The sequence below is a fragment of the Streptomyces sp. 3-6 genome, from assembly GCF_056323165.1.
On the sequence record NZ_JBWHZP010000011.1, the window covers coordinates 34,993 to 48,883 of the forward strand.

Annotated in this window: 14 protein-coding genes; 11 read left to right on the forward strand and 3 right to left on the reverse strand. The window is 72.8% G+C overall.

Annotated features, from left to right (window positions below; all coding sequences use genetic code 11):
• Positions 1–87: 87 nt before the first annotated feature.
• The 5 genes from AC02VZ_RS16050 to AC02VZ_RS16070 all read left to right on the forward strand — a co-directional run bounded on the left by AC02VZ_RS16050 (position 88) and on the right by AC02VZ_RS16070 (position 5,234).
• Entirely contained in the window at positions 88–1,092 is a 1,005-nt protein-coding gene (locus tag AC02VZ_RS16050; RefSeq protein ID WP_432057588.1) for an ABC transporter permease, read from the forward strand.
• Position 1,093: 1 nt separating this feature from the next.
• Complete coding sequence (locus AC02VZ_RS16055; protein WP_432057587.1) at positions 1,094–2,056, forward strand: ABC transporter permease; 963 nt, start codon at positions 1,094–1,096, stop codon at positions 2,054–2,056.
• Between the two features lie 6 nt (positions 2,057–2,062).
• On the forward strand, positions 2,063–3,061 hold the full coding sequence (locus AC02VZ_RS16060; RefSeq protein WP_432057586.1) for an ABC transporter ATP-binding protein: 999 nt from the start codon (positions 2,063–2,065) through the stop codon (positions 3,059–3,061).
• A complete protein-coding gene (locus AC02VZ_RS16065) occupies positions 3,058–4,377 on the forward strand; it encodes an ABC transporter ATP-binding protein (protein ID WP_476475681.1) in 1,320 nt (439 codons plus the stop codon). The genes AC02VZ_RS16060 and AC02VZ_RS16065 overlap by 4 nt, the downstream gene beginning before the upstream one ends.
• 200 nt (positions 4,378–4,577) lie before the next feature.
• Entirely contained in the window at positions 4,578–5,234 is a 657-nt protein-coding gene (locus AC02VZ_RS16070; RefSeq protein WP_432057584.1) for a trimeric intracellular cation channel family protein, read from the forward strand.
• On the opposite strand, the gene AC02VZ_RS16075 is transcribed toward AC02VZ_RS16070, so the two are convergent.
• Complete coding sequence (locus AC02VZ_RS16075) at positions 5,155–6,372, reverse strand: alpha/beta hydrolase (RefSeq protein ID WP_476475682.1); 1,218 nt, start codon at positions 6,370–6,372, stop codon at positions 5,155–5,157. The two genes, AC02VZ_RS16070 and AC02VZ_RS16075, sit on opposite strands and share 80 nt — an antisense overlap.
• Before the next feature lie 190 nt (positions 6,373–6,562).
• Here AC02VZ_RS16075 and AC02VZ_RS16080 point away from each other — a divergent pair, with 190 nt between their 5' ends.
• Entirely contained in the window at positions 6,563–7,426 is an 864-nt protein-coding gene (locus AC02VZ_RS16080; protein ID WP_476475683.1) for a thioesterase family protein, read from the forward strand.
• Between the two features lie 206 nt (positions 7,427–7,632).
• Here AC02VZ_RS16080 and AC02VZ_RS16085 read toward each other — a convergent pair whose 3' ends face one another.
• Positions 7,633–8,274: a TetR family transcriptional regulator gene (locus tag AC02VZ_RS16085; RefSeq protein ID WP_476475684.1), complete on the reverse strand. Its 642-nt coding sequence runs from the start codon at positions 8,272–8,274 to the stop codon at positions 7,633–7,635.
• A gap of 116 nt (positions 8,275–8,390) precedes the next feature.
• Here AC02VZ_RS16085 and AC02VZ_RS16090 point away from each other — a divergent pair, with 116 nt between their 5' ends.
• The 3 genes from AC02VZ_RS16090 to AC02VZ_RS16100 all read left to right on the forward strand — a co-directional run bounded on the left by AC02VZ_RS16090 (position 8,391) and on the right by AC02VZ_RS16100 (position 10,518).
• The gene (locus tag AC02VZ_RS16090) at positions 8,391–8,552 is read left to right on the forward strand and encodes a hypothetical protein (protein WP_432057580.1); all 162 of its coding nucleotides are present in this window, start codon (positions 8,391–8,393) and stop codon (positions 8,550–8,552) included.
• Between the two features lie 262 nt (positions 8,553–8,814).
• On the forward strand, positions 8,815–9,081 hold the full coding sequence (locus tag AC02VZ_RS16095) for a DUF4190 domain-containing protein (protein ID WP_432057579.1): 267 nt from the start codon (positions 8,815–8,817) through the stop codon (positions 9,079–9,081).
• Between the two features lie 267 nt (positions 9,082–9,348).
• Positions 9,349–10,518 (forward strand): cysteine desulfurase family protein, encoded by a 1,170-nt coding sequence (locus AC02VZ_RS16100; protein WP_432057578.1) that lies wholly within the window; start codon positions 9,349–9,351, stop codon positions 10,516–10,518.
• A gap of 63 nt (positions 10,519–10,581) precedes the next feature.
• On the opposite strand, the gene AC02VZ_RS16105 is transcribed toward AC02VZ_RS16100, so the two are convergent.
• Positions 10,582–11,271: an N-acetylmuramoyl-L-alanine amidase gene (locus AC02VZ_RS16105; RefSeq protein WP_476475685.1), complete on the reverse strand. Its 690-nt coding sequence runs from the start codon at positions 11,269–11,271 to the stop codon at positions 10,582–10,584.
• A gap of 60 nt (positions 11,272–11,331) precedes the next feature.
• On the opposite strand from AC02VZ_RS16105, the gene mnmA reads away from it, so the two are divergent.
• Together mnmA and AC02VZ_RS16115 are read left to right on the forward strand one after the other, a co-directional pair.
• The gene (gene mnmA, locus AC02VZ_RS16110) at positions 11,332–12,465 is read left to right on the forward strand and encodes a tRNA 2-thiouridine(34) synthase MnmA (protein WP_476475686.1); all 1,134 of its coding nucleotides are present in this window, start codon (positions 11,332–11,334) and stop codon (positions 12,463–12,465) included.
• Between the two features lie 119 nt (positions 12,466–12,584).
• The gene (locus AC02VZ_RS16115) at positions 12,585–13,880 is read left to right on the forward strand and encodes an AAA family ATPase (protein ID WP_476475687.1); all 1,296 of its coding nucleotides are present in this window, start codon (positions 12,585–12,587) and stop codon (positions 13,878–13,880) included.
• Positions 13,881–13,891 lie beyond the last annotated feature (11 nt).

Consider the following 13,891-nt stretch of genomic DNA (forward strand, 5'->3'; position numbering starts at 1 on the left):
CAACGGGGGGTGTCCGCCCGGCCGTCGCAACTCGGCGGCCGGGCGGTTCCGTTCAGTAAGACATCACGCTAGAAAGGGGCATGCGGGGTGCTGCGTCTCGTCGTACGAAGACTGCTCCAGCTCATACCCACGCTGCTCGGCCTGTCGGTACTGCTCTTCCTCTGGCTCGACCGGCTGCCCGGTGGACCCGCCTCAGCGATCCTGGGGGAGAAGGCCACCGAGGCCGAAGTGGCGCGCATCAACCGTGCGCTCGGGCTGGACCAGCCCGTCCACGTCCAGTACTGGCGCTTCCTCAAGCGCATCTTCGAGCTCGACCTGGGCACCTCCACCCAGACCGGCCAGCCGGTGTGGGAGGAGTTCACGCTGCGGTTCCCGGCGACCGTGGAACTCAGCCTCGCCGCGATCCTCATCGCCGTGCTCGTCGGGATCCCGCTCGGCTACCTCGCGGCCAAGCGCCGCGGCGGCTGGATCGACGTCGCCTCGGTGTCCACGTCGCTCGTCGGCATCTGCATCCCGGTGTTCTTCCTGGCGATCCTGCTCAGGTCCGTCTTCTCCGTGCAGCTGGGCCTGTTCCCGAGCTCCGGACGGCTCACCACCGGCATCAACGCGACCGAGGTCACCGGGTTCGCGGTCCTCGACGGCCTGCTCACCGGCGAGTTCGACGCGAGCTGGGACGCCATCTGGCACCTGATCCTGCCCGCGGTCGCCCTGGCCTCCATCCCCCTCGCGGTGATCGTCCGCATGACGCGGGCGAGTGTGCTGGAGGTGCTCGGTGAGGACTACGTGCGCACCGCCGAGTCCAAGGGCCTGGAGAAGCGCGTGGTGCGCGGGCGCCACGTGCTGCGCAACGCGCTGCTGCCCGTGATCACCGCGGTCGGTCTGCTGACCGGCAGCCTCCTGTCCGGTGCGGTGCTCACCGAGTCGGTCTTCGACTTCGGCGGCATCGGCTCGTTCATCCGCACGGCGATCGACGGCCGTGACTACCCCGTGCTCGTCGGGTTCATTCTCTTCATCGCGATGGTCTACGTCCTCATCAACCTCCTCGTCGACATCGCGTACAGCCTTATCGACCCGAGAGTGCGGGTGCACTGACGTGACGACCGTGACCAAGAAGGCCGACAAGATCGACCGGCTCGCGGAGCTGATGACGACCAACGAGGTCACCAGCGGCGCCAGCCTGTGGCGCGAGGCGATGCGGCGGCTGCGGGCCAGCAAGATGGCCGCCATCGGCGCGGTGATCATCTCCCTGTTCGTCGTCCTCGCGATCATCGGGCCGTGGGTCGCCCCCCACGCGCCCACCGCCCAGACCTGGCGCGGCGACGTCTTCCCCAACCGCGGTGAGTTCGTCGGCATGCGCGCCGAGAACTGGTTCGGCCTGGACCACCTGGGCCGGGACCTGTTCAGCCGCTGGCTCGTCGGAGCCCGTCAGACGCTGCTCGTCGGTGTCGTGTCGATGCTCATCGGCCTCGTGGTGGGTGCCGCCATCGGCATCTGCTCGGGCGCCGCCGCGACCCTCGGCGGACGCGCCGGGCAGCGGATCGACACGGTGATCATGCGGTTCACCGACATCATGCTGTCGCTGCCCTCGCTGCTGCTGGCCGTCTCCATCGCCGCCGTGATGGGACAGTCGCTGACCACCGTGATGATCGCCGTCGGTGTCGTGCAGATCCCGATCTTCGCGCGGCTGCTGCGCGGCTCGATGCTGGTGCAGGGCGGCTCGGACTACGTGCTCGCGGCCAAGGCCCTCGGCCTGCGCAAGAAGCGGATCGTCCTGACCCAGATCCTGCCGAACTCGCTGAGCCCGGTCATCGTCCAGGCGACGCTGTCCCTGGCCACCGCGATCATCGAGGCGGCGGCCCTGTCCTACCTCGGCCTCGGCAACCCGGACCCCGCCATCCCGGAATGGGGGGTCATGCTCGCCCAGGCCCAGCGCTTCTTCGACAACGAGCCGATGATGGCGGTCTACCCCGCGCTCGGGATCATCATCACCGCTCTCGGCTTCACCCTGCTCGGCGAGGCCATGCGCGAAGCGCTCGACCCGAAACTGCGAGGCTGAACTCCCATGGCTCTACTCTCAGTCGACGAACTCAGCGTCACCTTCACGGCCAAGGGCCGCAGGGACTCGATCGCGGTCGACGGCGTCTCCTTCGACGTCGACGAAGGCCAGGTCGTCGGTCTCGTCGGTGAGTCCGGCTGCGGCAAGTCCGTGACCTCGCTCGCCCTGATGGGACTCCTGCCCGCCAAGGGCGTCCGGGTGGGCGGCCGGGCCCTCTTCGACGGCCGGGACCTGCTGACCATGTCCGCGCAGGAACGCCGGGACATCCGCGGCAGCCAGCTCGCGATGATCTTCCAGGACCCGCTGTCCTCGCTGAACCCGGTCGTGCCCATCGGCGTCCAGATCACCGAGATCCTCCAGCGCCACCGCGGCCTGAAGGGGGAGGCCGCCCGCAAGGAGGCCGCCCACCTGCTGGACCGGGTCGGCATCCCCGACCCGACCCGGCGGCTCAAGGAGTTCCCGCACCAGCTCTCCGGCGGCATGCGCCAGCGCGCGCTGATCGCGATGGCCGTGGCGTGCGCGCCCCGGATGCTCATCGCGGACGAGCCGACCACCGCCCTCGACGTCACCATCCAGGCCCAGATCCTGGAACTGCTCAAGGAACTGGTCGACCAGGAGGGCACCGCCCTGCTGATGATCACCCACGACCTCGGCGTGGTGGCCGGCCTCTGCGACCAGGTCAACGTGCTCTACGCGGGCCGGGCCGTGGAGTCGGCCGGGCGGCGGGACCTGTTCACGTACCCGACCCACCCGTACGCGCACGGGCTGCTCGGCTCCATCCCGCGGCTCGACGCGCCGCGCGGGGAACCGCTCAACCCCATCCGCGGTTCCATCAACGACCGGATCGCCTGGACCGACGGCTGCGCCTTCGCGCCCCGCTGCGACCGGTACACCATGGAGTGCCTGACCGGCACGCCCGAACTGACCGAACCACGTGCCGCCGGACACCAGGTCCGCTGCGTCAACCCGGTCCTTCCCACGTCCCCGGCGGAGGTCTCGGCATGAGCCTGCTCGAACTCTCGGACGTGAAGGTTCACTTCCCCGTCAAGAAGGGCGTGCTGTTCGACCGCACGGTCGGCCACGTCTACGCCGTCGACGGCGTGTCCCTGAAGGTGGAGGCCGGGCAGACCTACGGCCTCGTCGGCGAGTCCGGCTGCGGCAAGACGACGCTCGGCCGCGGCGTCCTGCGGCTGGTCGACATCACCGACGGCGAGGTCGTCTTCGACGGCACCGACCTGGCGAAGCTGCCGGACGAGGAGATGCGCCGGTACCGGCGGCGGCTCCAGATGGTCTTCCAGGACCCGCTGGGCAGCCTGAACCCGCGCCAGAACATCGAGTCGATCCTCAGCGAGGGCATGGCCGCGCACGGGATCGGGGCGAACCAGCAGGAGCGGCGGGAGCGGATCAAGGAGGTCCTCGCCAAGGTCGGCCTCCCGGTCAACGCCCTCTCCCGCTACCCGCACGAGTTCTCCGGCGGCCAGCGCCAGCGCATCGGCATCGCGCGGGCCCTGGTCCTCGAACCCGACGTGATCATCTGCGACGAGCCGGTCTCGGCGCTCGACGTGTCGGTGCAGGCCCAGGTGATCAACCTGCTGGAGGAGCTCCAGAAGTCGCTGGGACTGACCTACGTGGTCATCGCCCACGACCTGGCGGTGGTGCGGCACATCTCGGACGTCATCGGGGTCATGTACCTCGGCTCCCTGGTGGAGGAGGCGCCCAGCGACGCCCTGTACGCCGCGCCCAAGCACCCGTACACCAAGGCTCTGATGTCGGCGGTGCCGCTGCCCGACCCCGAGGCCGAGGACCGGCGCGAGCGCATCCTGCTCCAGGGTGACCTGCCGTCGCCCGCGAACCCGCCGTCGGGGTGCCGGTTCCACACCCGCTGCCCGTGGGCCCAGCCGAGGTGCGCGACCGACCGCCCGGCGCTCGTGGACACGGGTGACGGGCACAAGGTGGCCTGCCACTTCGCCGCCGAGATCGAGTCGGGGGAGCTGCAGCCGACCCGGCCGACCGACATCGGCGCCGTCACGCAGACCGACGCGGCGGTCACGGAGCAGCCCGAGGAGGCCGTCGAGGCCCCCGCGGCCCTGCTGCCGGCCGACTCGACGACCAAGCCGGACCCCGGAGCGGTGAAGGAGAAGATGCCCGCCACCGCCGAGCCGGCGGCCGAGGCCGACGCCACCGCCGAGGCCGAGGTGGCCGCCGAGGCCAAGGCGGCGGAGGCGGCGCCGGAGACGGCCAGGGACTCCGAGGCGTCCGACGGGACCGCCGAAGCCGCGGGGCCGAAGGGCCCCGGGGCGTCCGTGGACAAGGCGGACTGACGGACCGTGTGACCCACGCGGGGGGAGCGCCGGGCGGCAGGCCCGGCGCTTCCCCTTTTTATCGGGGTGGCAAGGGGGCCGGGGTGGCCCTGGGGGCTCGCTCGGGGGACTCCGGGGCACGAGGGGGGACGCGGCCCTCGGGCCCTCCGGCCCCGGGCACGCGGTGCGGCGGGGACCGGCGGCTGAGCCAGAATGGCCGGGTGCTCCAGCAACTGTTCAGCCCGTCCCTCCTGCACGCGCTCGACCTGATCGGCATCTTCGCCTTCGCGATCTCGGGTGCGCTGCTGGCCGTCCGCAAGAACTTCGACGTCTTCGGCCTGGCCGTGCTCGCGGAGGTCACGGGACTGGGCGGCGGCCTCTTCCGGGACCTGGTGATCGGTGCCGTGCCGCCGGCCGCCTTCACCGACCTCGGCTACTTCGTCACCCCGCTGATCGCCACCGTGCTGGTGTTCTTCTTCCACCCCCACGTGGAGCGCCTCCAGCGGGGCGTCAACGTCTTCGACGCGGCGGGCCTCGGGCTGTTCTGCGTGGTCGGCACCGTCAAGGCGCACGACTACGGGCTGAACCTGGCCTCCTCGGCGGCCCTGGGCCTGGTCACCGCCGTGGGCGGCGGTGTGCTGCGCGACGTGCTCGCCAACGAGGTGCCGTCGCTGCTGCGCTGGGACCGCGACCTGTACGCCGTGCCGGCGATCGTCGGTGCCACCCTGACCGCGCTGTGCCTCCGCTTCGACACCCTCAACCCCGCCACCAGCGCCTCCGCCGCCGTCACCGCGTTCCTCATCCGGCTGCTGGCCCTGCGCTACCACTGGCGGGCGCCCCGGGCGTGGCAGCGTCGCTCCTCGGTGCGGGAGGAGTAGCCCCGGCCGGGACGGGCTGAGCGCCGAGTTCCTCCGTGAGCCAGCGGAAGGAGGGAACCACCTGGGGCCGCCAGAGCGCCATCGTGTGTCCGCCCGCACTGCGCGGCAGCCGGACCACCTGCACGCTCGTCGGTGCGGTCGCCGCACGGGCGAGGGCGGTGGCGTCCTCGTAGCCGTCCTCGCGCTGGCCGGAGAGGTAGAGCGAGACCTTGGGCGGGGCGACCGCCTCGCGCAGCAGCCGCAGCGGGTTGTGGGCGTCGCGCAGCACCGGGTCGCGGCCGGTGAGGGCGGTGCGCTCGGCGGCCGGGTCGTTGAAGCCGGACAGGCTCACGGCGGCCCGGTACCGGTCGGGGTGGGCGAGGGCCAGCTTGGTCGCGCAGTGACCGCCCGCCGAGTATCCGGCGACCGCCCAGCCGTCGGGCGCCGCCTGGGCCCGGAAGGTGTCCCGGACCATGCGCGGCACGTCGACGCTCAGCCAGCTCTCGGCGTTGACCCGGCCCGGCAGGTTGGCGCAGCCGGTGTCCGCGCCCGGCAGCAGGGAGGTGCGCGGGGCGACCAGGATGAACGGCGCGATCCGGCCGCTGCGCATCAACGGCAGCAGCTGCTCGTGCACGTCCAGGGTGCCGAACCACGCCTTGGCCGACCCCGGGTAGCCGGGGAGCAGCTGGACGACCGGGAACAGGTGGTCGCGCCAGGCCGGTTCGTCGTACTGCGGCGGCAGCCAGACATACACCTCGGCCCGCACCCCCGACACCCGTCCGTCGAGCCGGGTGACTTTCACCCCGCCCGCCGCCCGCATGCCCGGTCCGCCGGCCGGGGTGAAGGTCTGGGCCACCTTCGGCAGACGCTCGACCGCGACCCCGCCGGTGCCGTCGCTCCCGAGGTCGGCGGCCTCCCGCACGTGGTCGCCGGTGCCGAGCAGGTCGGACCAGCTGTCGTAGAGCTGGTTGCTGTTATTGACCAGGGTGAAGACCAGGGCCACCGCGGTGATCTGGGCGAAGAGCAGCATCAGGACCCGGGTCGCGGCCCGCACGGCACGCGGCCCGCCGACCCGGGTCCACAGGGCGAGCGGCAGCGCGAGGGCGAGGGCGGTCAGCACGGCCAGGGTGCAGAGGAACGGGATCCCGGTGAGGCTCATGCCCGGATAGAGGGGAGGACGGGCCCGCGGGTTCACACCGGACCGGTCGGATCCCGGACATCGTCTCCGATGTCACCCGGAAGCGGCCGGGAGCGCCTGGGAGCGCCCGGGAGGGCCCGGGAGCGCCCGGGACGGCCGAGAAGGGATGAAAAGCTACCGCTTAGTAGGTGACTCTTGTACTGTACAGCCCATGCCAGATGCAGCCTCCGCCCCGGCCGCCCTCCGGGCCACGATCGGTGACAGCGAGTTCGACCGCGACACCGCGGTCGCCCGTCGCGCGCCCGGCGTCTACGACATCGACCTCTCCGCCGGCTGGACGATCATCAGCGCCGTCAACGGCGGCTACCTGCTGGCCGTCCTGGGCCGCGCCCTCGCCGACACCCTGCCGCACTCCGACCCGTTCACCATCTCCGCGCACTACCTCACCGCCTCCCAGCCGGGCCCGGCGGTCGTCCGCACGGAGACGGTGCGCACCGGACGCAGCCTGTCGACCGGGCAGGCGTCCCTGTTCCAGCCGGACGAGCAGGGCCGGGAGGTCGAACGCATCCGCGTCCTCGCCTCCTACGGCGACCTGGACGCCCTGCCGGACGACGTCCGCACGACCGCCGAGCCGCCCGCCATCCCGCCGATGGACCAGTGCTTCGGTCCGGAGGACGGCCCCGCCCCGGTCGAGGGCAGCTCCGCCATCACCGACCGGCTGATGCTCAAGCTGGACCCCGCCACCCTGGGATGGGCCCTCGGCGCGCCCTCCGGCCGGGGGGAGATGCGCTCCTGGTTCGGCCTGGCCGACGGCCGGGACCAGGACCCGCTCTCGCTGCTCCTCGCGGTGGACGCGCTGCCGCCCACCGCCTTCGAGCTCGGGCTCTCCGGCTGGGTGCCCACGGTCGAGCTGACCGCCCACGTCCGCGCCCGTCCCGCCCCGGGCCCGCTGCGGATCTCCGTCACCACCCGCAATCTCGCCGGCGGCTTCCTGGAGGAGGACGCCGAGGTCTGGGACTCCGCCGACCGGCTGGTGGCCCAGTCCCGCCAGCTCGCCCGCGTCCGGCTGGGCTGACCGGGCCCGCCCGCGGGCGGACGCCTTCCACCGAGGGCCGGGACGGATCCGATCCGTCCCGGCCCGTCGCCGTCGGTGCACCTGCCGGGGCACCGCCCGGTGGGCCGGCCGTTCTGTCGGCGTCCGCCTCCCGTGTCACGCCATTCCGCCCGTGCCGAGTCGCGAGCCCGCCTCACCGCCGGGCCCGCGCGCTCGGCCGCAGGCCCTCACGCGCCCACCGGTGCGTCCAGCCAGTGACGTCGGCCGATGTCGATCAGCCGTAGGCGCCGGGAGGCCAGGCGGGCCACTCGCTCCCGCTCCTCCGGGGGCGCGTCCAGCGTCTCCAGGAACAGGGACGCCGTGCTCAGCATCAGGTCCACGTAGATCTGGGCGAGCATCAGCAGGTCGTCCTCGCCCCACCCCCGCGACACCGGATCCGCGGCCAGCGCCTCCGCCACCTCCCCGGCGAACAGCGCGAGTTGGTCCCGGATGGCCTCCCGCACCGGACGGACCCCGCCGTGCCGCTCCCGGGCGATGAAGCGGACGTGTGCGGGGTACCCGTCCACGTGACCGGCGATCAACTCGACGGCCCGGGTGATGCGTTGCTCGGTGTCGCCGGGGGTGGACACCGTGGTCCGGATCATCGGGTGCAGTCCGCCCAGCGCCTCCTCGACCAGCACCACGCCCAGGTCGGCGATGGAGTGGAAGTGCCGGTAGAAGGCGGTCGGGGCGACGCCCACGGCGCGGGTGACCTCACGCAGTCCCAGGCTGCTCAGGCTCTGGTTCTCCAGCAGTTCCAGCGCCGCGTCGAGGAGGGCCCGCCGGGTCCTCTGCTTCTGGGCCTGCCGGGTGCCGGGGGTGTGACTCATGCCATGCAGTCAACAACTGTTCTCCGGGATTGCAAAGTGAGGGTCCCGCTAGACTGGGTAGTCAGTGAACGAGTGTAACTACGACCGTTCACCCACATTCCTGGGGGAATCCGATCATGCTGTTCCTCGTCGCCGCACTCATGCTGCTCGGCGTGGTCCTGGGCACCGTCGCCCACGCGCCGCCGCTCTTCACCGTCGTCGCGGGACTCGTCGTGGCCGTCTGGCTGGGCGTCTTCGCCCTGCGCGAGCGCCACGGCCGCCGCGGCTCGGCGCACTGACCCCGCACGGACCGTGCACCCACCGCGCGCGGCGCGCGTCCGGGTCGCCCGGCGCACTCCGGCGCACTCCGCATGGCCGGGCGCCCCGGATGCACCTGGTGGCGCCCCTGCCGGAACGACGCCCCAACGGCGCCCCGGCGCCCCGGCGGCCCGTGCCGCGCCGATCCGTCGACCCCGTGCAGCGCCGATCCGGCGACCCGTGCCGTGCCGACCTCCGACCTCCGACCGTCCGACGTCTCGTCGACCGAGGGAACCGATCACCATGCAGCTCACCGCTCCGGCCACCGACCGCACCGGAATCCGCGACGCCGACGGCATGGCCGTCGCGTCCTTCGTCCTGGGCCTGCTCGGCCTGCTCGTCCTCAACGTCATCCTGGGGCCGCTCGCCATCGTGCTCGCGAGCCTGGCCCTGTGGCGGGGCACCGCCCGGCGCGGACGGGCCTTCCTGGGCCTCGGGCTCGGCGTCGCCGACCTGCTCGTCCTGCTGGCCTTCATGCAGGCGGACGGCACCGTCTCGTGGAGCCTGTGACCGACGGCTGACGGGGGAGGGAGAGCGCCGCCGGACAACGGGCAGCAGCGGGCAGGGGACGACGGGCAGTGGCCGACGGGGACCGGGGGGAGACGGCGCCGGAGGAGGAGCACCGGGCCAGGGGAACCGGATCCGGACGGCGAGCCCGTCAGCTCGTGACCCACGACGGCTGCAGCGCCCCCGGGCCGGGACGCTCCCCAGGCGTCGGAGCCCCGCCCGACCGCACCCCGGGGCGGCCGACCGGCGCCCCGTAGAATCGGCCCCACCATGGCATACCTCGACCACGCCGCAACCACCCCGATGCTCCCCGAGGCAGTCGAGGCACTCACCGCGCACCTCGGCGTCACCGGCAACGCCTCCTCCCTCCACGCGGCCGGCCGACGGGCCCGGCGCACGGTAGAGGAGGCCCGGGAGGCCCTCGCCGAGGCCCTCGGCGCCCGGCCGAGCGAGGTGGTCCTCACCTCCGGCGGCACCGAGGCCGACAACCTCGCCGTGAAGGGCCTGTACTGGGCCCGCCGGGACGCGGACCCGGCCCGCACCCGGGTGCTGGCCAGCCCGGTCGAGCACCACGCCGTTCTGGACGCCGTCCACTGGCTCGGCGAGCACGAGGGCGCCACCGTCGAGTACCTCCCCGTCGACCGGCACGGCCGGGTGCACCCCGAGGACCTGCGCGAGGCACTGGCCCGCAACCCCGACGACGTGGCCCTCGCCACCGTCATGTGGGCCAACAACGAGATCGGCACCCTCCAGCCGGTCGGTGAACTCGCCGAGGTCGCCGCCGAGTTCGGCGTACCGCTGCACTCGGACGCGGTCCAGGCGTTCGGCCAGGTGCCGGTCGACTTCGGCCGCTCCGGGCTCGCCGCGATGACCGTCTCCGGCCACAAGATCGGCGGCCCCTACGGCATCGGCGCCCTCGTCCTCGGCCGCGACCAGACCCCGGTGCCCGTGCTGCACGGCGGCGGGCAGGAGCGGCACGTCCGCTCCGGGACCCTCGACGTCCCGGCCGTCGCCTCCTTCGCCGTGGCCGGGCGGCTGGCCGCCCGGGAGCAGGAGCGGTTCGCCCGCGAGGTCGGCGCCCTGCGCGACGACCTGGTCGCCGCGGTCCTCGCGGCCGTCCCGGACGCGATCCTGGGCGGCGACCCCGAGCCCGGGGGACGGCTTCCGGCCAACGCCCACTTCACCTTCCCCGGCTGCGAGGGCGACTCCTTGCTGCTGCTGCTCGACGCCCAGGGCATCGAGTGCTCCACCGGTTCCGCCTGCACGGCCGGCGTCGCCCAGCCCAGCCACGTCCTGCTGGCCACCGGCACCGACCCCGACCTGGCCCGCGGCACCCTGCGCTTCTCCCTCGGCCACACCTCCACCGAGGCCGACGTGCGGGCCCTCGCCGAGGCCATCGGCCCGGCGGTGGACCGAGCCCGCGCGGCCGGCCTGTCCTGACCGCCCGGACGCGGTGCCGGGTCGACCCCCCGGACGCGGTGCCCGGCCCCCGGGGACGGCTGTCTACGACGAGGCGGACGCCTCCGGTGTGCTCAGGGACGTGCGGGCGCGGCGCACCAGCTTCATGTACCGGTCCCAGTCCCAGTGCGGGCCCGGATCGGTGTGGTCGGTGCCCGGCACCTCGACGTGCCCGATGATGTGCTCGCGGTCGACGGGTATGTCGTACCGCGCGCAGATCCGGGCCGTCAGCCGCGCCGACGCCTCGTACATCTCGTCGGTGAGGTCCTGCGGCCGGTCCACGAACGCCTCGTGCTCGATGCCGACACTGCGCTCGTTGTAGTCGCGGTTGCCCGCGTGGTACGCCACGTCCAGTTCGCGGATCATCTGCGCCACGCGGCCGTCCTGGCCGACGATGTAGTGCGTGGCCGCCCGGTGTCCCGGGTCCTGGAACGCCTTCACCGCGCTGTCGAAGCTGCCCTGCGTGACATGGACGACCACCATGTCGATGCCGTAGTCGTCGGGGCGGTCCGCGCGACGCCAGTTCGCCTCCGAGGCGGCGATCCAGCGGGCGTCCGCGAAGTCCACCTCGCCCGGCTTCCGGGGCTTCTCCACCCCCGGGGCACGCCACCACAGCCGGGCCAGCTCGTCCCGTGCCAGCACCGCGGTGCCCGCCGCGGCGGCCACTCCGCCCACGATCAGGGCCCGCCGCCCGATGCGCCGGTCCCCGTCCTCGGATGCTCTTCTCGCCCCCATGCGATCTCCAACGGATACCCGGCGGCCGTGGTTCCCGCGCCCCCGTACCCTGGAGGGGCTATGACTGACACCCCGCAGCGCACCCGCCCCCTCCGCGTCCTGGCCGCCATGTCCGGCGGAGTCGACTCCGCCGTCGCCGCCGCACGCGCCGCCGAAGCGGGTCACGACGTGACCGGCGTCCACCTCGCGCTCTCCGCCAACCCGCAATCGTTCCGCACCGGGGCGCGGGGCTGCTGCACCATCGAGGACTCCCGCGACGCCCGCCGTGCCGCCGACGTCATCGGCATCCCCTTCTACGTGTGGGACCTCGCCGACCGGTTCCGCGAGGACGTCGTCGAGGACTTCGTCGCCGAGTACGAGGCCGGCCGCACCCCCAACCCGTGCCTGCGCTGCAACGAGAAGATCAAGTTCGCCGCGCTGCTGGACAAGGCCCTCGCCCTCGGCTTCGACGCCGTGTGCACCGGCCACTACGCCCAGGTGATCGTCCGCGAGGACGGCACCCGCGAGCTGCACCGCGCCTCCGACATGGCCAAGGACCAGTCGTACGTGCTCGGCGTGCTCGACGACCGCCAGCTCGCCCACGCGATGTTCCCCCTCGGTGACACCGTCACCACCAAGGAGGAGATCCGCGCCGAGGCCGAGCGCCGCGGGCTCGCCGTCGCCAAGAAGCCCGACTCGCACGACATCTGCTTCATCGCCGACGGCGACACCCGGGGCTTCCTCGCCGACCGCCTCGGCCGCTCCGAGGGCGACATCGTCGACGAGTCCGGCGCCAAGGTGGGCACCCACGAGGGCGCCTACGGCTTCACCATCGGCCAGCGCAAGGGCCTGCGGATCGGCACCCCGGCCCCCGACGGCAAGCCCCGCTACGTCCTCGACATCTCCCCGGTGGACAACACCGTCACCGTCGGCCCCGCCGCGGCCCTCGACGTCGAGGCGCTCACCGCGATCCGCCCGCGCTGGTGCGGCGCGGCCCCCGTCGGCCCCGGCACCTACACCGCCCAGCTGCGCGCCCACGGCGGCGAGACCGGGGTGACGGCGGAACTCGTCGACGGCGAGCTGGAGGTCCGCTTCACCGAGCCGGTCCGCGGCGTCGCCCCCGGCCAGGCGATCGTGCTGTACGACGGCACGCGGGTGGTCGGCTCGGCGACGATCGCCTCCACGGTGCGCGCCACGGCGGGCGCCACGGCCTGATCACCGCGCGCCCGCAGCAGCTGGCACCCTCCGACCACCCCGGCATAGGCTGACCGTCGCGGAAGGTCCGCACAGTGTGAGCCGGCGGCGGGCCTCCCCGCCCCTTCGGGAGGTGGACGGTGCTTCTGCGTTTTCGAGTGGCGAACCACCGCTCGATCCGGGACGAGGCCGAGCTGACACTTGTCGCCGCGGACAGCCCGGACAGTCCCGACAGCGTCGCGCGGGACAGCGGTATCGCTCAGGGCGACGGCGGGCACGTGCCGGTGCTGCCCGTGGTCGGGATCTTCGGCGCGAACGCCTCCGGCAAGAGCAACATGCTCAGCGCGTTCCACGCCATGCGGGAGGCGGTGCGCACCTCCTTCGCGGACTGGGCGAAGTATCCAGGGGTGCCGAACCGGCAGCCCTTCAAGCTGGACGCCGCCAGCGCCGAGGAGACCACCCTCTTCGAGGTCGACCTGGTCCTCGGCGCCCGCACCCCCGTCCGCTACACCTACGGCTTCGAACTCTCCGACGACCGGGTGGAGGCCGAATGGCTGCACGCCTACCCGGGCGGCATCCGGGAGGTGTGGTTCGACCGGGAGGCGGACCGCCCGACGGAGGACGGCGACGAGTACCTCTTCGAGAGCCCGGCCTTCACCGGACGCCGTGACGACCTGGTGGCCCTCACTCGGCCGAACTCCCTCTTCCTCTCCACCGCGGCCACCCTCAACGACCCTCAGCTGTCCGCCCTGCACCGCTGGTTCCTGGACAACCTGTGGCTGATGACCCCGGGTGAGGACATCAGCCACCGCGCCGACTGGACCAAGCGCCGCCTCACCGAGTTCTACGACAGTGCCGGCTTCCGGGAACGGCTCGTCCCGCTCCTGGCCGCCGCCGACCTGGGCGTCACCGGTTTCGATCTCGATCCGGACACCGGTGCGGTCTCCCTCCGGCACCGGACGGAGGGGGCGGAAGCGGTGCCGCTCGACTTCCTCACCGAGGAAAGCTTCGGCACACACGCGTGGTTCGCCTTCCTCGGCCCGATGCTCACCGTCCTCGACAACGGGACGACGCTGCTGGTCGACGAACTCGACTCCAGTCTCCACCCCACGCTGGCCGCCGAGGTCGTCCGCCTCTTCCAGGACCGCGAGGCCAACACCAAGGGCGCCCAGCTCATCTTCACCACGCATGACGCCACGCTGCTCGGCAACGCCGTGCTGGACCGGCCACTCGGCCGCGACCAGGTATGGCTCACCGCGAAGACGAAGTCCGGCGGGACCGAACTGTATCCACTGGTCGCCGCACATCCGGAGGCCGGCGAGGACCTGGAGCGCGGCTATCTGCGGGGCCGCTACGGAGGGGTGCCCCGGGTGACTCCGGGCGAGATCGCCCGTGAGGTGTCCCGGCTGGAGGAGAAGGCGGCAGCGACGGCGTGAGCGAGCGGGGC

Coding starts and splice junctions, on each gene's coding strand:
- AC02VZ_RS16060 (WP_432057586.1), top strand. CDS start 2,063: ATGGCTCTACTCTCAGTCGACGAACTCAGCGTCACCTTCACGGCCAAG.
- AC02VZ_RS16065 (WP_476475681.1), top strand. CDS start 3,058: ATGAGCCTGCTCGAACTCTCGGACGTGAAGGTTCACTTCCCCGTCAAG.
- AC02VZ_RS16075 (WP_476475682.1), bottom strand. CDS start 6,372: ATGAGCCTCACCGGGATCCCGTTCCTCTGCACCCTGGCCGTGCTGACC.
- AC02VZ_RS16080 (WP_476475683.1), top strand. CDS start 6,563: ATGCCAGATGCAGCCTCCGCCCCGGCCGCCCTCCGGGCCACGATCGGT.
- AC02VZ_RS16085 (WP_476475684.1), bottom strand. CDS start 8,274: ATGAGTCACACCCCCGGCACCCGGCAGGCCCAGAAGCAGAGGACCCGG.
- AC02VZ_RS16090 (WP_432057580.1), top strand. CDS start 8,391: ATGCTGTTCCTCGTCGCCGCACTCATGCTGCTCGGCGTGGTCCTGGGC.
- AC02VZ_RS16095 (WP_432057579.1), top strand. CDS start 8,815: ATGCAGCTCACCGCTCCGGCCACCGACCGCACCGGAATCCGCGACGCC.
- AC02VZ_RS16100 (WP_432057578.1), top strand. CDS start 9,349: ATGGCATACCTCGACCACGCCGCAACCACCCCGATGCTCCCCGAGGCA.
- AC02VZ_RS16105 (WP_476475685.1), bottom strand. CDS start 11,271: ATGGGGGCGAGAAGAGCATCCGAGGACGGGGACCGGCGCATCGGGCGG.
- mnmA (WP_476475686.1), top strand. CDS start 11,332: ATGACTGACACCCCGCAGCGCACCCGCCCCCTCCGCGTCCTGGCCGCC.